A 17374-nucleotide genomic window follows, 5' to 3' on the forward strand; every position below is an offset into this window, starting at 1 on the left:
AGGGAGTGGGAGAAGTGACCATGATTGCATTGCAATTATAGTTGTCTATGCCACTCTCGTAAATTTAATATTTAGTTTAACCGCCATTTCAAGTAGGCATCGATGAAGCCATCAATATCTCCATCCATGACTTTGTCGACCTGTGCGACTTCAAAGCCTGTCCGATGATCTTTGACCATCGTGTAAGGAGTAAAGACATAAGAGCGAATTTGACTTCCCCAAGAAATTTCTTTTTTGTCTCCCTTTAAGGAATCCACTTCAGCTGCTTTCTTTTCTTGCTCCATTTGGTAGAGTTTCGCTTGAAGCAATTTCATTGCCCGATCACGGTTTCCATATTGTGTGCGGTCAACAGTGGATTGTGTCACAATTCCCGTTGGTATGTGGGTTAAACGAACACCAGTTGAAACTTTGTTGACATTTTGTCCGCCGGCACCACCGGAACGGAAAGTATCCATCTTGATGTCTTCGTCTCGCACCTCAATTTCAATCGTGTCATCCAACTCCGGCATGACTTCCACTGAAGTAAAAGAAGTGTGACGACGTTTAGCTGAGTCAAATGGCGAAATGCGTACCAATCGATGAACTCCCATTTCAGACTTCAACAAACCATAGGCATGAGGACCCTCAAAAGACAAGGTAACAGACTTAATCCCCGCTTCATCTCCCGCTTGATAGTCCAATACTTCAACCTTGAAACCATGAGCATTGCCAAAGCGTGTATACATCCGCAGCAACATATCCCCCCAGTCTTGAGCTTCTGTTCCACCAGAGCCTGGATGAATTTCAAGGATAGCATTGTTATTATCATAAGGTTCCGACAAGAGGAGTGTCATTTCATAGCTGGTCATTTTTGTTTCCAACTCTGCTAATTTTTCTTCCAACTCTTCCTGTACAGAATCATCCTCCGCTAAAAAATCAAGCAAAATCTCTGATTCGTCAAATAAATCAGCCATTTGCTGGAAGTTATCATAGGTTTGCTTGAGTTCGTTTAATTCTTGAGATGTTTTTTGCGCCGCAATATTATCATCCCAAAAATCAGGTTCTGTCATCTTATTTTCTAAGATTGCAATTTCTTCTTCCAGGCCTTCTAAGTCAAAGAGACCCCCTGAAAGAAGCTAATTTTTCACGATTTGCGTCAATTTTTTGACGAATTTCTGAAATATCCATACTTACCTCTTTTCACATATCATTTTATTATATCACAAGTCAGTATTTTTTTCTAATTTCTGACAGAGTCCAATAATAGTTATTGTATAAAATTTCTAATTCTGAATCAAGAAATTTCGTTCTTTGTTACATGATTGTTAGATAGGTTGCCGTCTGGCTAAAAATATTAAGAGGTTAGATACGTCAAAATGACATTCATGATAGTCACCTCTTTACAACCTTTCGCTCTAGAATTTCTAAAACGCCTGATTCTTGATCGCTTAGTGCTTGATACATTGCTGTTTTCTTGACCTTTTCAGGAGCATTTGCCATCGCATAGCTGTGACCTACATAAGCTAGCATTTCTAGGTCATTTCCACCGTCGCCAAAAGCCATCATCTCCTGTGGTGAAATATCAAAATGCCGATTAAGGAATTCAAGAGCAGAGCCTTTATGAACACCTCTTTGAATAATATTAATTGAACCGTGTCCGCTTGAAACTGCCTGAACGAGTTGACCAGTAGCTTGATTCAACTTTTCAAGAAGTTGGTTTGTTTTTTCTTCTGGCACCAATAAGGCTAATTTGACAAAATCATCTTCTGGCAAATCCTGAAAATTAGAAATTTCTTTCAATGCATGGTAATAAATTGCAATTTCTTCTTTGTACTGTTTGGGTGCTGACTTGAGCAAATAAGCAGAATGAAGTCCGCAAAGAGTTGTTGCATTTTCTAAGTCTCCTGACACAAGCACATCTAAAACTTTTTCAAGCTCTGTTCTAGCAATTTTTGCTTCTCGTAATAGCTTATCACCCTCAAAAATTAGTGCTTCATTTTCTGAAACAATGATCAACTCCTCCTGATGTTTTGGAAAAAATGAAGCCAGTTGAGCATACTGATTGCCTGAAATGACGACCACTTTTATGTCTTTGTCTTGCAATGCTCGATAAATTTTCTCAAAGCACTCCACATCATAGGTATTGTCAGAGCGAAGAAATGTACCGTCTATGTCAAATGCTACTAATTTTATCATCTGCAGACCTCCACTTACTTCTATTTTACACCAAAAGGCTTAAACTTTCCTACGATTTCTGACGAAAATGTTTATTTCTTTCATTCTACCTTAATTATGCTACACTAGGAGCATGACAAATTTAGCATTTATGAGCGATCTTCATTTGGATTCAAACCAATTTACCGATGAAGACATCACCATTTTGATTGATTTACTAAAAAAGAAAAAAGTTGACCACATTCACTTTGCAGGGGATCTGTCTAATGATTTTGAACACATTAGTTTGCCTTTTTTACAAAAACTCAAAAAATCCTTCTCCGTTTCTTACAATTTAGGCAATCATGACATGCTAGGAATGACTGAAGACGACATTCAACAGCACAATTTCAATGTACAATCATTTGGACCGACTCAGTTTATTAGCCTAGCAGGTTGGTATGACTATGGCTTCTTTCCTGAAAAAACACTTGAAGAACACAAACGAACCAAGCAATTTTTCTGGTTTGATAGACGATTGAACCGCAACACTGATGACCCTATACTCACTCAACAGACCCTAGAACAACTTGAGAGAATTTTGGCTTCTCTGAATGGTCCTATTATCCTAGCTATGCATTTTGTTCCTCACAAAGATTTTCTTTACAATCACCCTTATTTTCAGCGCTTTAATGCTTTTCTGGGCAGTCAAGCCTTTCATAATCTCTTTGTCAAATATGGTGTGAAAGATGTTATCTTTGGTCATCTTCACCACCGCCACTCCGCTCGAATGATTGACGGTGTCTGCTATCATACAAGACCTCTTGGTTACATCCGCGAATGGCAGTTGACCCAACAATTCTTCGAGGATTATCCTCAATACAAAATATCTCAAATGTACCGTCTCCACAAACGCTATAATGCAGTAAAAAACTTATCTCTTTTCCAATCATATAAGAAAAAGCACCTCCAAAAAGAACTAGAAGATGCACTTATCATTTTTGATATTTAGTACGAAAACAACTGAATAGCTTCTCTTAGCTCGTCTGAGAGAGCTTTTTCTTTGTCTAACTGAAGATAAACTTCTAACAAGCATGAACGAGCATTAGAAAATTGTAAGAAGTCTGTTGAATTTTTTAGTGGAAAGTCAAGTGAAGTTAACCAAGCTGCAACTCTGGTTTGTGAGAGTCTATCATTTAAAACAGCCTGATAGATGACTCGTGCCAAACGCCAGTCCTCATCACTGATAAAACGCCAATTCACTCTTTTAAAAATCTTTTCTAATACTTGTAGAACTTCATTTACTCGTGTTATAGGAAAATCTGGGTGACAAATAATCTCAACTAAAAGATCTGCACCATGAGCAAAGGCATGAACCCAACCATATTCTTCAGAATAGCCAGTCCTATCATTTTCATACAGCAAATAAGACATTCCTTGTTCAAATAGAGCCATTCTTTGCTGACTAGAAAGTCTTTTAAAATAAAGTGAATTTTTCTTAGCATCCGCATTTAGCAAATTAGCTAATAATAAAGCCGTAAAAGATCGAGTCAGAGTCGCTTGACCAATCTCTTCTTTTTTATACAAGAGTCCTTGTCGTTTTAGAGCCTCAATCGCTACAAAATCAAACTGTTCCTTTGTAAATAGTTGCTCTTGTATGGCTCTAGCTAGAGTAACAAAAATTAACTCATCTCGTATTTTATAATCAGGATGACCGATATAATCTAACATCCAAAGAATTTCTTCCCTTTCATAACGCACTTGATTATCAAGTAACTTCTGCTGTAAACTATCTTTTATTCTTACCATTTTATTCCTCGGCTAAGATGAAGAACTCACCATCCTGTTTAGGAAACTGTCCACAAATACTATTATTAATATCATCAGGCGCTAAATACTTTTTTGACCATTGACATATCATTTCAAAAATTGGTATCACAGGCTCTGCTTTTTCTGTCAACTAATAAGTAACGCGCATAGGGATTTTATTATATTGTCGTCTTTCCACCATATTATTTTGCATTAATTCTTTCAAAGTTCTAGAGAGAACAGTATCTGTAATATCTAGCATTTCTGCTTTTAGTTCATTATAGCGCAATGAACCTTTGATAAAAAGAATACAAATAATGCGCGAATTCCATTTTCCTCAAAAGATATCTAACCCATACTCTAATGGACAGCGGAGTTTTCTTTCGATTTTTCGTTGATACATATCTGCCTCCTTACAAAATAGTTAGTTACTCACTAATTTGGTAACGTATTGCATTTAAAATAGCACTATTTTATAATAAATTCAAATAAAATGAAAGGAGACAAGGAGACTTAATACTATGTCTCAAGTTAAAGCACATTTACAAATCACTCTAGATATTTCGGATGAAAACCGTCCCGCCGCAGCGAAAGTTTATAATGACTATCGCAAACCATTTCTAGATACTATCGAAGGTGCTGTGAGCAAGAACTTACTTATTCGCACAGAAGATGTGCAAGTTTTACATGGTTTTGACTCTGTTGAGCACGCTCAAAATTATCTACAAAGTGATATGTTCAAAAATGATGTTTTTGTTGGACTTCAACCACTTTGGAAACAAGATCCAGATGTTCGTATTTATGGCTTGTAATAAGGACTTAAAATTGTCGTATTCACGGCAATTTTTTATTATAGTTTGACAATTAAAAAAGCCACCCAAAGATGACTTTTCTGTCTTAAATGGCATTTTTATCCATTCCTAATTTACGTTGAACAAATTTAACAATTTCCACGATGATAATCATGGAGAAACTTCCAATGAGAACGGCTGCCCATTGTGAAAAGTCTAATTTTGTTACATGGAAAATTCCTTCTAGTGGCTCAACCAAAATGGTAGAAGCCAATAAAATGAATGAAACAAGAATAGACCAGTTGAAAGTTTTAGATTTGAACGGCCCAACTGTTAGAAGTGATTGATAAACAGATTTTACATTAAAGGCATGGAAAAGCTGGATTAGTCCAAGCGTTGCAAAGGACATGGTCAACGCATCCGCATGAATGGCTCTCATGTCACCAACATGGACAGGATTCATCAAAGCATAAGCATAAACACCGAGTACCAAAGCACCTTGCAAAAGCCCTTGATAAATAATCGAACTCATGACGCCACCTGAGAAGAAGCTAGACTTACGACCACGCGGTTTATGAGTCATCACACCTGGCTCAGCAGGTTCAACCCCCAGAGCAATAGCTGGGAAAGTATCTGTCACAAGGTTAATCCAGAGAAGATGAACCGGCTGCAGCACATCCCAGCCAAAAAGAGTTGCAAGGAAAATCGTCAACACTTCTGCTGTATTGGCTGAAAGCAAGTATTGAATGGTCTTTTGAATGTTAGAGAAGACTTTCCGTCCTTCCTCAACAGCCACGATAATCGTTGCAAAATTATCATCAGCCAAAATCATGTCAGAAGCACCTTTCGACACTTCTGTACCTGTAATCCCCATTCCGATACCGATGTCGGCTGTCTTCAAGGCTGGTGCATCATTTACACCGTCACCTGTCATAGCAACCACCTTACCTTGACGTTGCCATGCTTTAACAATCCGCACCTTATGCTCAGGAGATACACGCGCATAGACAGAATATTGACCAACAACTTTTTCAAACTCTTCGTCTGACAATTCGTTAAGCTCAGCACCAGTCATGACATGGTCTTTACTATCATCATTGATAATTCCAAGGCGTTTAGCAATAGCCTCCGCTGTGTCTTGGTGGTCACCTGTAATCATAATTGGACGAATACCTGCTTCTTTAGCCACTCGAACAGCTTCAGCAGCTTCTGGGCGTTCAGGGTCAATCATCCCAATCATACCTGTGAAAATTAAATCATTTTCAAGATTTTCAGATGTTAAGTTTTCTGGAATTTCATCAATAATTTTATAGGCACCAGCTAAAACACGCAAAGCCTGATGGGCCATACCTGAGTTATTTTCCTTAATTAACTGAGTCGTTGCCTCATCAATCGGCGCAATATCGCTTGCCTTGTCACGAGCCACACAACGTTTTAAAAGTTGATCTGGCGCACCTTTTACAGCAACCAAGAATTTACCATCTGGCAAAGGATGAATGGTTGACATAAGCTTACGATCAGAATCAAATGGCAATTCTGCGACACGAGGATATTTCTCTAAGAAAGCTTTAACATCATACCCTTTATCAAGTGCATACTGAACAAAGGCTGTTTCTGTTGGGTCACCAATGAGTTTCCCGTCTTGGTCAATTTTAGTATCATTAGCAAGTACAACGGAACGTAGCAACGGTAAGTCGAGTCCAAGGTCAATATCTTGTTTTGCTTCATGCAAACTGCCGTCATAAAAGACTTTTTCAACCGTCATCTTGTTCATGGTCAAGGTCCCCGTCTTATCAGAAGCAATAATTTCAGTCGAGCCAAGCGTCTCAACTGCAGGGAGCTTTCTAACAATGGAATTTCTCTTCGCCAAAACTTGTGTGCCAAGTGCCAATACAATGGTCACAATAGCAGGAAGTCCTTCTGGAATCGCTGCTACAGCAAGTGCGACTGATGTCATCAATTCGCCCAGCGGGTCTTTTCCTTGAACGAATACGCCGACCACAAAAGTGATTGCTGCAATGATTAAAATCGCATAGGTCAGCACTTTTGAAAGACCATTTAGATTTTGCTTGAGTGGGGTATCTGTTTCATCAGCATTTTGGAGCATACCAGCAATATGACCGACCTCTGTAAACATACCTGTATTGACAACGACACCCATTCCACGTCCATACGTGACGTTTGAATTTTGGAAAGCCATATTGATGCGGTCGCCAATACCTGCATCAGCAGCTACATCAACAGTCAAATGTTTTTCAACTGGAACGGATTCACCAGTCAGAGCCGCTTCTTCAATTTTTAAAGAATTTGCCTCTAAAAGACGCATGTCGGCAGGAACCACGTCCCCCGCTTCAAGCATAACGATGTCTCCAGGGACTAGTTCTTTTGAGTCTATTTCTGTCACATGTCCGTCACGCAGCACATGCGCAGCTGGACTAGACATGGATTTGAGCGCTTCAATCGCTTCTTCTGCCTTTCCTTCTTGGTAAACTCCAAAAATAGCGTTAATGATGACAACGGCTAAAATAATAATGGCATCCGCAATATCTTCACCACCTGAAGTCACAACCGAAAGAATAGCCGCAATCAGCAAAATAAGAATCATCAAATCCTTAAATTGCTCGATAAATTTCATCAGAAGAGATTTTTTCTCTCCCTCATCCAGTTCATTGCGTCCGTATTCATTTAAACGCTTAGCGGCTTCATTGCTTGATAAACCTTGCTCAGAAGTTTCTAAATTTTTTAAAACTTCCTCCGAACCTTGCGTATAAAACGCTTGGCGTTTTTGTTCTTTTGACAAACTATTTCCTCCTTTGATCCCTTTTTGACAAACAAAAAGAGACCTGTTTATTGCAACAAGTCTCGCTGTTTCATACAAGGCCGGAAATTGCTTTCGTATTGACGACCTTGTAACGGATATCCCGCTAGCTACTCCCTTGAGTGTTTTTATTATACCAAATTCTTCAATTTTTTCAAGCAAAAAAAGTTCAATTTCTATCTATTTTGCCGAACAGATAACAAGACGCAATAAATAAAATAATCGCTATGACGATTGTTCCTGCTAGGTCAAAGAACCTATCGCCTCTCGTTATAAAAAAACAAATAAATCTACTGAGAATGAAAATAGCCGCGGTCACTAAACTAGGAAGGATTCTTTTCATATCTTTCTATCTCCACGAAATTTCCATTTGATAATCCGCAAAAGTTCGCTCGCCGTCAGGCGTTCTCAATTGATAATGAAGTTCAAGTGTCTGCTTTTTCAAATCAACTTGGTAATGGCTTGTTTTCGTGATAAATTGCTGCATGCCTATTGGTGTCGGAATCCCAACCAAAGCTTCTCCCTCTTTGATAAATCGCATCAAGGATTTAGGAGTGGAGAAGCGTGTCATGACCAGTTCTTCATCATGAAACTTCAGCACAACCTTCTCTCCTTCTTCATTTTTAAACAATAAATAATGATAAGCGCCTTTTTGAGTCCAATCTACATCGTAACTTTGGTCAATTTGCTCTACTTGCTCATCTATTTGAATTCGATTTTGGATTCTAAGTTTCACTCTTCAAATTTCCTCGTCTTCCTATTTCTTTTTTCATTTTAGCAGAAAATCAAAAATATTTCTCCCATTTTTTCTTATACTTTTATTTTACCATAGCTCTGAATGGGAGAATTTTTGAATTAAAACAGCAAGTTTGAATCGCTATTTTAAGAGTTTATAGACTACTTTGTTATTTGGACTGCTAGACGAGATGTGGTATAATAGAGCCATGATTGAAAAAGTATTTCGTGATCCCGTCCACAATTACATTCATGTGGATCACCAAGTCATCTATGATTTAATAAACACCAAAGAATTTCAACGACTGCGCCGCATTAAACAGTTAGGAACTTCCGGCTATACTTTTCACGGAGGCGAGCACAGCCGTTTTTCGCATTGCCTCGGAGCATATGAAATTTCAAGACGAATCACAAAGATATTTGACGAAAAATATCCAGAGGTTTGGGATCGTCATGAAAGCTTACTTGTCATGGCAACAGCGCTCTTGCACGATGTAGGTCACGGTGCTTATTCACATACTTTCGAGCGTCTCTTTGATACTGACCACGAGGAAATTACACGCCAGATTATCACAAACCCTGAAACAGAGATTAACCAAGTTCTCATTCAAGTTTCGCCTGATTTTCCGGAAAAAGTAGCCAGCATTATCAATCACACCTATCCAAACAAACAGGTGGTGCAGCTCATTTCCAGTCAGATTGATGTCGATCGCATGGACTATCTCTTGCGAGATTCCTACTACACAGGCGCTTCTTATGGGCAATTTGATTTAACACGGATTTTGCGCGTTATTTGTCCTGTTGAAAATGGTATCGCTTTCAAACGCAATGGTATGCATGCCGTGGAAGACTATGTCGTCAGTCGCTACCAGATGTATATGCAGGTTTATTTTCACCCTGCTAGTCGGGCAATGGAAGTGCTCTTGCAAAACTTGCTCAAGCGAGCGAAATTTCTCTACGCAAAACAGAAAGACTATTTTGCGCTCTCTTCTCCCAACCTTATTCCTTTCTTTGAAAAAAGAGTGACTTTAAAAGATTATCTTGCTTTGGATGACGGCGTGATGAATACTTATTTCCAGGTCTGGATGACAAGCCCTGATACGATTTTATCTGACTTGGCACAGCGTTTCATCAACCGCAAAGTCTTTAAATCCATTATTTTTTCAAAAGAAAATGAGAAATATCTGAATGTTATGCGGGATTTGGTTGCAGAAGTCGGTTTTGATCCTGACTACTATACCGCTATTCACCGCAATTTTGATCTGCCTTATGATTTTTATCGTCCAGATGTCGAAAAACCACGCACTCAGATTGAAATTATCCAAAAGGATGGTAGCCTCGCTGAGTTATCCACTTTATCCCCTATCGTCGAAACATTAGCAGGTACAAGGCATGGCGACAACCGTTTCTATTTTCCAAAAGAAATGCTAAAAGAAGCTGGACTTTTTAGTGAAAATAGTAAGACTTTCTTGTCGTATATCAAAAACGATCAATTTATTTATGGAGAATCACACGAACATGAACATTAAACTAATTGCCGTTGACATTGACGGAACTTTATTAAACAACAAAAGAGAAGTCACATCAGAAGTTTTTTCTGCTGTACAAGATGCCAAAGCTGCTGGAGTAAAGATTGTCATTGCAACCGGACGTCCCATTCCAGGAGTGAGAAATTTGCTCGAAGAATTACATCTAAATGAGCCAGGTAATTATGTCATTACCTTCAATGGCGGGCTGGTTCAAGATACAGTCACTGGGGAAGAATACATCAAAGAACCTTTGTCCTATGAAGATTATCTGGATATCGAATGCCTCAGTCGCAAGCTAGGGGTTCACATGCACGCTATCACTAAAGACGGTATTTATACTGCTAACCGTAACATTGGAAAATACACCGTTTATGAAGCTGGGCTGGTCAATATGCCAGTCTACTACCGCACTCCAGAAGAAATGGTAGATAAAGAAATTGTCAAAATCATGTATATTGACGAACCAGAAATTTTGGATCAAGCAATCGCCAAACTTCCAAAAGAATTGTACGACAAGTACACACTCGTGAAATCTGCACCTTTTTACTTAGAAATTGTCAAAAAAAATGTCAACAAAGGAGCTGCAGTCGTGCATCTGGCAGAAAAATTAGGATTGACAAAAGAAGAAACTATGGCGATTGGTGACGAAGAAAATGATCGTTCTATGCTAGAAGTCGTGGGAAATCCTGTTGTAATGGAAAATGGAACCGATGAACTGAAAAAAATCGCCAAATACATTACCAAATCAAACGATGAATCCGGCGTTGCATACGCTATTAGAGAGTGGGTTTTAAACTAATGTACACTTATAAAATCGGAATTTCTGCTCAAGAACACGATGATTTTGTTAAGGCAAGTTCTCAAACCAACTTGCTTCAAAGTGCTTCTTGGGCAAAGGTCAAAGATAATTGGGACAATGAACGAATTGGCTTTTACAAAAATGACCAATTAGTGGCTTCTGCTAGCATTCTCATCAAGCCTCTACCGCTCGGTATGACTATGCTTTATATTCCTCGCGGTCCTATTATGGATTATCATGATCAGGAATTACTGCAATTTGTCCTGAATTCCTTGAAACAATTTGCTAAAACTAAAAAAGCTCTTTTTATCAAGTTTGATCCGAGTCTTTTCCTCGTGCAGGCTCAAATTGGAGAAGACAGAAAAGAACAGCAAGAAACACTTGACGTGATTCAAAATCTCCAGAAAGCTGGAGCGATTTGGGTGGGACGGACAGAATCACTTGATGAAACGATTCAACCACGTTTTCAAGCAAATATTTATAAGGACAATTTCAGCGAAGAACTTTTATCGAAGAGCACACGTCAAGCCATTCGCACCGCACGCAACAAAGGTATTCAAGTCCAATTTGGTGGCAAAGAGCTTTTGGATGATTTCTCTGCTTTAATGAAAAAAACAGAGAATCGGAAAAGCATTCATCTACGCGGGCAGGATTACTATCAAAAACTGCTGGATACTTATCCTGAGCATTCCTATATCACACTTGCAAGCATTGACTTAAACGAGCGTCTGGAAAGTCTCCAAGCTCAAAAAGTTAAGGCTGAAAAAGAAGCCAGCAAGTTCACTGAAAAAACTAAGCCCGGTAAAATTGAAAATAACAAGCAAGAACAAAAACGACTGCAAGAAGAAATGAATTTCTTGTCAGAAAAAATAGCACAGGGAACAACCAATGTTCCTCTCTCTGGAACATTGGTTCTAGAATATGGAGCTACCTCTGAAAATATCTATGCTGGAATGGATGAAGAGTACCGCCGCTACCAGCCAGCTCTCCTCACTTGGTATGAAACAGCAAAGCACGCCTTCGACCGTGGAGCGGACTGGCAAAACATGGGCGGTGTTGAAAATGATTTAGACGGCGGACTTTATCACTTTAAGTCCAAGTTCAATCCAACTATTGAAGAGTTTGTCGGAGAGTTTAACTTGCCAACCAATCCACTCTATCATCTCTCTAACCTTGCTTATACTTTGAGAAAGAAATTCCGCAGCAAACACTAAGAAAGGAATCGTATGACATTCAGACAACTTAGTCAGGAAGAATTTGTAAACCATAGCGCGTCTTGCGCTCAACGTTCTTTTATGCAAACAGTAGAAATGGAAAAGCTCTTAGCGAAACGCGGTTTTACTTGCCAATATGTCGGTCACACAAATGAACTTGATGAAGTGACTGTTTCAGCTGTGCTCTACAGTATGCCCATGACAGGCGGACTTCACATGGAAATCAATTGCGGTCCTGTTTCAACAAATCCTCACGACCTGCAACACTTTTACCGTGAACTCAAGACCTATGCCAAAGAAAATGGTGCTTTAGAGCTAGTTGTCAAACCTTATGAAACTTATCAAACATTTGACAGCAATGGACAGCCTACTTCGCTCGAAAAAACAGAATTGATAAAAGATTTGACAGACTTAGGTTATGAATTTGATGGCTTGCAGACAGGTTATCCAGGTGGCGAACCTGATTGGCACTATGTCAAAGATCTGGCAGGTCTTACCGAAAAAGACCTCATCAAATCCTTCAGCAAAAATGGCAAATCAACCGTCAAAAAAGCGAATACTTTCGGCATTCAACTAAAAAAATTGAAGAGAGACGAATTAAATATTTTCAAGGAAATCACTTCTGCCACCTCCGAACGTCGTGAATATAGCGATAAATCATTAGATTATTATCAAGATTTCTATGATGCTTTTGGCAATCAAGCGGACTTCATGATTGCAACGCTTAATTTTCAAGATTATTTGCAACATCTGCAACATGATCAAGAAAAACTAAAACAAAAAATTCAAAAATTAAAAGCGGATTTAGAAAAAAATCCTCAGTCAGAGAAAAAACACAATCAACTGCGTGAATTCTCTAGCCAATTTGAAAGTTTTGAAACACGCAAAGCCGAAGCGCAAGAATTGATAGATAAATATGGAACAGAAGACCAAGTTCTTGCAGGCAGCCTTTTCCTGTACACACCACAAGAGGCAACTTACCTCTTTAGTGGTTCCTATCCTGAATTTAACAAATTTTATGCTCCAGCGCTTCTCCAAGAATACGTCATGAAAGAAGCTATCAAGCGAGGTATTCCTTTTTATAATTTTCTTGGTATTACTGGAATTTTCGACGGGTCTGACGGCGTTCTCCGTTTCAAACAAAACTTCAATGGTTACATTGTTCGTAAAATGGGCACTTTCCGCTATTATCCACAGCCATTAAAATTTAAAATTCTCAGTTTGATTAAAAAACTGCTACGGCGCGCTTAAAACTCTCAAACAGCTTTTTGAGAGTTTTTAAATATTCGTATTTTAGATAGGACTTATCAAATATGCTGAAACGATTTATTTCAAAAAAACTACTAGCGATTTACTTTCTGTTTATCGTGCCGACATGGATTGATTCAGTTTTAAACCCAACGCTCGTTCGGATGATTATTGATAATTTTCAAACGAAAAATCTAAAAATTCTCTGGCAAATCTTGATGTTGGGAATTCTTGGAAATATGCTGATTGTCTTAGGTTTGGCAGGCAAACGCTATTTCTATGCAAAAATCATTGCAGACTTCAATACGAATATAAAAGGAAAGATGTTTGCTACTTTTTTGTATAAAAGTCAACTGTCAAATGAAGATATTCTTTCTGACTTGGAAAATGATGTAAAGCAAATTGATAGTTTTTACCATTCCTCGTTGAATTCCCCTAGAAATAAAATTATTGTGGACAACATCGTTTGAAAATTTTAAAATTCGCCCCGTTGTAAAATAAAGTGTAATAAAAAGGCCAGCATAACTATCCTGACCTTTTTAAACTTCCACTATTATCCATCTAAAAACTTCCGCCACTACCCCCGTGACTTCTGTCTGAGGAAGATGTATGTGTACTACTACCCCCAGAATCACTGGAGCTGCTAGGCTCCGGTTTTGCTTTCTTATCTACATTTGAGTAGAGGAAGAATTCTTGAGCATTGGTAATCTGGAGACTATTTTTCTTGATGTAATCAGCGGCTCCGGTTTTATAATAAACAGATTTGAGCTGACCTTTCATTCCTGTTACGATGAGAAAGGCGAGACCAAAGCCGATAGCCAATGCTCCTGGAATCCAGTACCAACTTAAGGGCTCCTTAGGGAGATTTTTTACATCATAAGGCTGTCCTTTTCGTGCTTGAGTGAGGAAATCATCACACTGCTCAGCGTAGGTTGTAAAAGCAGCATTGTAGTCACCATCTTTTAAATCAGGTAAGAACTGCTTTGATAGGTAGTCTAAGCCAGCATCGGTAAAAGCAGTGATGCCGTAGCCCGTCGTTGAAATATGCCACTTCCGTTCTGCCATACTGATTAAGAAAAGCACCCCATCGTGGTTTTTTCCTTGACCGTAGCCATTGTAGTCGAAGTAGTCATCTGCGAAGTCTTGGGCGCTCTTTCCTTCCAGACTCTTGACGGTCACAACAACGACATCGCATTTTTGGCGCTGACTAATGTCTTTGAGCTTTGCTAACAGGGCCTTTTCTTGCTTTGGCTTCAGCAAATCAGCATCATCTACAAGTAATTTATTAGCTGATGTATCTAGCAATTTGACTACCTTATTGAGATAATATCGAACACCACTATAGTTGTTTTTCCCACTATCAAAAGCTTGCCAAAGTATGTCATCACTCTTTGCGCCTAGCTTTTCTTTAGCGTTTCCAGCATAATATAGGATCCATTCATTTTTTTCTTTATCAACAGCAAGGAGAATACCTTCAGCTGTGCCTGCAGATTCTTGATAAACCTTTTCAGCATAGGCCAAAATACCACCTTCACCTACTGATTTTGCTGCCAAAAAGTAAACTTTAAAATGATATTGTTCTTCAATAGCTTTAGCCGCTTTGTTAATCTCTGTTATTTCCTTGCTTGAAAAGGCTGAGACTTCATCACGAATATAGTTGGTTTCTTCTGCACAGACAGTCCCAATCATGAGAAAGGAGAGAAGAAGAGTTGTCAGTAAAATTATGAATTTCTTCAACATAATCTTATCCTCCCTTCTTACAGTAAGTGAATCATCCATACAGCCGCATAACTAACTAAACTTGCCGCCACGCCCAGTCCAATTAGCCAACGTCTATAAGCTTGCTTGTCTAAGGGCAAATCTCCGACGAATTTACCAGTCTGACCATTCATCGCAAAGACAAACTTTTTGCCCTTCCAAGTCGTATTTAAGAGCCAAACTGGATAGAGAACATACTTAGTTGAACCATTTATCAAGCGAATATTCGAAGATTCTGGGGTAACAGTAGAAAACCCCGTAACTGTGTCTTCAAAGGCTTCCTCCGTGCTTTGCTTGACACGGTTGTTAGCATGAGTAATGCTCTCCTCGGCTCCGACATCATATTTATCTGCTAGGTATCCTGCTAGGTAAGCTGTCTGAAAATCAACAGCTTCTGAAAAATCAAAGGGTTCAATGGATTCCATTAATTGATCATCCAATTTACTTGAACCGTCTACTGGGATATGTTCAAACGCTAACTGACCGGAACGAATAACTGAAAAATAGCTTGTTTCGGTATAGTCATACTCACTATCACTCCATGTTCTAATCCTGCTTGCTTTATAATGAACATCCGCATCTGCTTCTGTGTCAAAAAGCCAGAATGGAACATAAACCCCCTTTACTTCATCAATATGATTTTGGTCTTTAAAAACTTTTGGCAAGAGACGTTTCCCCATGAGATGCTTATTCAGACTCGCCTTTGCTGCCTTTTTATCTAATTTGAATGGAATCACATAATCTGGCTTTAAATCACCAGCAAAACGTCCCATCATAACGACAGGATTATCGCAGAATGGACAGGAAGTGGCTGCTGTTGACTCGTCAGCAACAATTTCACCACCACAAGATTTACAGACATAAACTGACAGTTGATCAATCTCGCCTGTATCCCATTCACCACCAGCTTGCGTACTCCAAGTCATATTTTCATCGGTCTGGGTTTTTAATTGTTCATCCAATTCCTTCAAACTTGACATATCCAATTCGGAATCACAATAAGGACACTTCATTTTCTGAATTGAACTATTAAATTCAAGAGCACCACCACAATTTGGACATTTATATTCTTGTAAATCAGCCATGATGATCTCCTTTCTACTGTCATCGAACTATGAGATAGTTAGAAAAGTTTTAAACAAGGTCATTTTCATCAAAGATATTGCCACATTCAGGGCAGAATTTAGGTGGATTATAAGCATCTTCTGGTTGCCAGCCACAATTGCTGCAACGGTATTGACGGCGGGTTTCTGGTTTCGGTTGACCACAGTTTGAACAGAATTTACCATTATTGATAGTCCCACAAGTACAAGTCCAGCTGTCACTCACAGGTTTTGGTGAACCGCATTCAGGACAGAATTTACCTGAAGCTTCATGTCCATTTGGACAAGTCCATTTATCCGTAGTAGTTTGGGTTTGAGAGGCTGCACTCGCTGTTTGCGTTTGCTGACTAGCGGCCTGCTCTTGTCCCATCGCAAAAAGATTTTGAGCATTCATACCGCCTGCGCCCGCTGCCATTCCTACTCCCATAAAGCCAGTCATCGCACCACCTGGATTTTCAGCCGCTGCTTTCATAGCATCTGCCTGCGCACCAACTAAGGTAGCCGCTGCCATGGTTGGATCCTTCATAATAGCCACACGTTGAGCCTGCTTAATCATTTCAGCATCTTCGTCTGGAAGAGTTACTGAACCAAGAGCTACACTAATGACTTTCAAGCCACGCAGTTCTCCCCATTTGCTAGAGAGCGCTTCATTCATGGCATTTTCAAGTTCTGTATTGTGGCTAACGATTTGATTTGGTCGCAATTCTAAATCAGACAATGCAGCGAATGCTGGTTGAAGAGCACTGATAAATTCTGTTTTCAGTTGTGATTCTAACTCTTCACGCAAATATTCTTTTTCCACATTGCCACAGACATTGGTATAGAAAAGAAGTGGGTCTGCAATCTTATAAGAATAAACACCAGAGCAACGGACAGAAACATCTACATCTAAGCCGATTTTTGAATCCACCACACGAAATGGAATTGGGTTTGGTGTGCCAAACTTATTATCAATCAGCTCTTTTGTATTGAAATAGTAAACACGTTGATCTTTGCCTGTATCACCACCATAAGTGAAACGTTTTCCAATTTGTTTAAAAGTTTCCTTAATGGAATTGCCTAAATTACCTGTAAAAATACTAGGCTCGCTAGACGTGTCATAAGTGAATTGACCAGGCTCGGCACAGACTTCAACAATTTTTCCCTGCTCGACAATCATCATACACTGACCGTCTGCAACAGCAATTCCAGAACCATTCGAAATAATGTTGTCGTTACCTTTCGTGTTGGATGAACGTCCAGATACTTGCTTTTGTCCTTTGACCACCATGACAGACTTGTCCATGGCATCACAGTAAAAGAATTCTTTCCATTGATCAGCCAATACGCCGCCTACGGCACCAATTCCTGCTTTAATGAGTCCCATAAGAATCTCCTTTCTCTCTTTAAAAAACATGTTCCCGCTACCTTAAACTGTACTACTAAACGACATCATCT

The 17374-nt window shown here is 39.2% G+C and carries 15 protein-coding genes and 1 pseudogene; 7 read left to right on the plus strand and 9 right to left on the minus strand.

Going from position 1 to position 17374, the window contains the following annotated elements; translation table 11 throughout:
• Window positions 1-71: 71 nt before the first annotated feature.
• Window positions 72-1167 (minus strand): peptide chain release factor 2 gene (gene prfB, locus HMPREF3249_RS08575; protein WP_100069422.1). Its coding sequence is split into 2 segments (ribosomal slippage): window positions 72-1094 and window positions 1096-1167, totalling 1095 coding nucleotides; the frame shifts between segments, so codons are not numbered across the junction.
• Between the two features lie 204 nt (window positions 1168-1371).
• Window positions 1372-2175 (minus strand): Cof-type HAD-IIB family hydrolase, encoded by an 804-nt coding sequence (locus HMPREF3249_RS08580; RefSeq protein WP_003040372.1) that lies wholly within the window; start codon window positions 2173-2175, stop codon window positions 1372-1374.
• Window positions 2176-2287: 112 nt separating this feature from the next.
• On the opposite strand from HMPREF3249_RS08580, the gene HMPREF3249_RS08585 reads away from it, so the two are divergent.
• On the plus strand, window positions 2288-3145 hold the full coding sequence (locus HMPREF3249_RS08585) for a metallophosphoesterase (protein ID WP_059220554.1): 858 nt from the start codon (window positions 2288-2290) through the stop codon (window positions 3143-3145).
• Here HMPREF3249_RS08585 and HMPREF3249_RS08590 read toward each other — a convergent pair.
• Window positions 3142-3942, minus strand: coding sequence for a DUF2785 domain-containing protein (locus tag HMPREF3249_RS08590; protein WP_003039899.1), 801 nt, complete (start codon window positions 3940-3942; stop codon window positions 3142-3144). The genes HMPREF3249_RS08585 and HMPREF3249_RS08590 overlap by 4 nt on opposite strands.
• Before the next feature lie 151 nt (window positions 3943-4093).
• Window positions 4094-4267 (minus strand): annotated as a pseudogene (locus HMPREF3249_RS09565) (winged helix-turn-helix transcriptional regulator); the annotation flags it as partial.
• A 196-nt stretch (window positions 4268-4463) separates the two neighbouring features.
• Here HMPREF3249_RS09565 and HMPREF3249_RS08595 point away from each other — a divergent pair.
• The gene (locus HMPREF3249_RS08595) at window positions 4464-4754 is read left to right on the plus strand and encodes a hypothetical protein (protein ID WP_003040284.1); all 291 of its coding nucleotides are present in this window, start codon (window positions 4464-4466) and stop codon (window positions 4752-4754) included.
• Window positions 4755-4839: 85 nt separating this feature from the next.
• On the opposite strand, the gene HMPREF3249_RS08600 is transcribed toward HMPREF3249_RS08595, so the two are convergent.
• A complete protein-coding gene (locus tag HMPREF3249_RS08600; RefSeq protein ID WP_070867567.1) occupies window positions 4840-7533 on the minus strand; it encodes a cation-translocating P-type ATPase in 2694 nt (897 codons plus the stop codon).
• A gap of 367 nt (window positions 7534-7900) precedes the next feature.
• Complete coding sequence (locus HMPREF3249_RS08605; protein WP_059220551.1) at window positions 7901-8287, minus strand: YwiB family protein; 387 nt, start codon at window positions 8285-8287, stop codon at window positions 7901-7903.
• A 208-nt stretch (window positions 8288-8495) separates the two neighbouring features.
• Here HMPREF3249_RS08605 and HMPREF3249_RS08610 point away from each other — a divergent pair, with 208 nt between their 5' ends.
• The 5 genes from HMPREF3249_RS08610 to HMPREF3249_RS08630 all read left to right on the plus strand — a co-directional run bounded on the left by HMPREF3249_RS08610 (window position 8496) and on the right by HMPREF3249_RS08630 (window position 13546).
• Entirely contained in the window at window positions 8496-9815 is a 1320-nt protein-coding gene (locus HMPREF3249_RS08610) for an HD domain-containing protein (protein ID WP_059220549.1), read from the plus strand.
• The gene (yidA, locus tag HMPREF3249_RS08615) at window positions 9805-10614 is read left to right on the plus strand and encodes a sugar-phosphatase (protein WP_059220547.1); all 810 of its coding nucleotides are present in this window, start codon (window positions 9805-9807) and stop codon (window positions 10612-10614) included. The genes HMPREF3249_RS08610 and yidA overlap by 11 nt, the downstream gene beginning before the upstream one ends.
• Window positions 10614-11828, plus strand: coding sequence for an aminoacyltransferase (locus tag HMPREF3249_RS08620; protein WP_059220546.1), 1215 nt, complete (start codon window positions 10614-10616; stop codon window positions 11826-11828). Before yidA ends, HMPREF3249_RS08620 begins: the two co-directional genes overlap by 1 nt.
• Before the next feature lie 12 nt (window positions 11829-11840).
• Complete coding sequence (locus HMPREF3249_RS08625) at window positions 11841-13079, plus strand: aminoacyltransferase (protein WP_049533602.1); 1239 nt, start codon at window positions 11841-11843, stop codon at window positions 13077-13079.
• A gap of 62 nt (window positions 13080-13141) precedes the next feature.
• A complete protein-coding gene (locus HMPREF3249_RS08630) occupies window positions 13142-13546 on the plus strand; it encodes an ABC transporter ATP-binding protein (protein ID WP_049533603.1) in 405 nt (134 codons plus the stop codon).
• 91 nt (window positions 13547-13637) lie between these two features.
• Here HMPREF3249_RS08630 and HMPREF3249_RS08635 read toward each other — a convergent pair whose 3' ends face one another.
• Genes HMPREF3249_RS08635 through HMPREF3249_RS08645 form a run of 3 tightly spaced genes read right to left on the minus strand, consistent with a single transcriptional unit; the run spans window position 13638 to window position 17303 of the window.
• Complete coding sequence (locus tag HMPREF3249_RS08635) at window positions 13638-14816, minus strand: TPM domain-containing protein (RefSeq protein ID WP_049533604.1); 1179 nt, start codon at window positions 14814-14816, stop codon at window positions 13638-13640.
• A gap of 17 nt (window positions 14817-14833) precedes the next feature.
• Entirely contained in the window at window positions 14834-15919 is a 1086-nt protein-coding gene (locus HMPREF3249_RS08640) for a TFIIB-type zinc ribbon-containing protein (RefSeq protein WP_059220544.1), read from the minus strand.
• A 49-nt stretch (window positions 15920-15968) separates the two neighbouring features.
• Window positions 15969-17303, minus strand: coding sequence for an SPFH domain-containing protein (locus HMPREF3249_RS08645; RefSeq protein ID WP_059220542.1), 1335 nt, complete (start codon window positions 17301-17303; stop codon window positions 15969-15971).
• Window positions 17304-17374 lie beyond the last annotated feature (71 nt).

This window comes from Streptococcus sp. HMSC36C04 (assembly GCF_001839535.1).
GTDB classification, from domain to species: domain Bacteria; phylum Bacillota; class Bacilli; order Lactobacillales; family Streptococcaceae; genus Streptococcus; species Streptococcus hominis.

Coding starts and splice junctions, on each gene's coding strand:
- yidA (WP_059220547.1), top strand. CDS start 9,805: ATGAACATTAAACTAATTGCCGTTGACATTGACGGAACTTTATTAAAC.
- HMPREF3249_RS08625 (WP_049533602.1), top strand. CDS start 11,841: ATGACATTCAGACAACTTAGTCAGGAAGAATTTGTAAACCATAGCGCG.
- HMPREF3249_RS08610 (WP_059220549.1), top strand. CDS start 8,496: ATGATTGAAAAAGTATTTCGTGATCCCGTCCACAATTACATTCATGTG.
- HMPREF3249_RS08620 (WP_059220546.1), top strand. CDS start 10,614: ATGTACACTTATAAAATCGGAATTTCTGCTCAAGAACACGATGATTTT.
- HMPREF3249_RS08635 (WP_049533604.1), bottom strand. CDS start 14,816: ATGTTGAAGAAATTCATAATTTTACTGACAACTCTTCTTCTCTCCTTT.
- HMPREF3249_RS08640 (WP_059220544.1), bottom strand. CDS start 15,919: ATGGCTGATTTACAAGAATATAAATGTCCAAATTGTGGTGGTGCTCTT.
- HMPREF3249_RS08590 (WP_003039899.1), bottom strand. CDS start 3,942: ATGGTAAGAATAAAAGATAGTTTACAGCAGAAGTTACTTGATAATCAA.
- HMPREF3249_RS08595 (WP_003040284.1), top strand. CDS start 4,464: ATGTCTCAAGTTAAAGCACATTTACAAATCACTCTAGATATTTCGGAT.
- HMPREF3249_RS08585 (WP_059220554.1), top strand. CDS start 2,288: ATGACAAATTTAGCATTTATGAGCGATCTTCATTTGGATTCAAACCAA.
- HMPREF3249_RS08645 (WP_059220542.1), bottom strand. CDS start 17,303: ATGGGACTCATTAAAGCAGGAATTGGTGCCGTAGGCGGCGTATTGGCT.
- HMPREF3249_RS08630 (WP_049533603.1), top strand. CDS start 13,142: ATGCTGAAACGATTTATTTCAAAAAAACTACTAGCGATTTACTTTCTG.
- HMPREF3249_RS08580 (WP_003040372.1), bottom strand. CDS start 2,175: ATGATAAAATTAGTAGCATTTGACATAGACGGTACATTTCTTCGCTCT.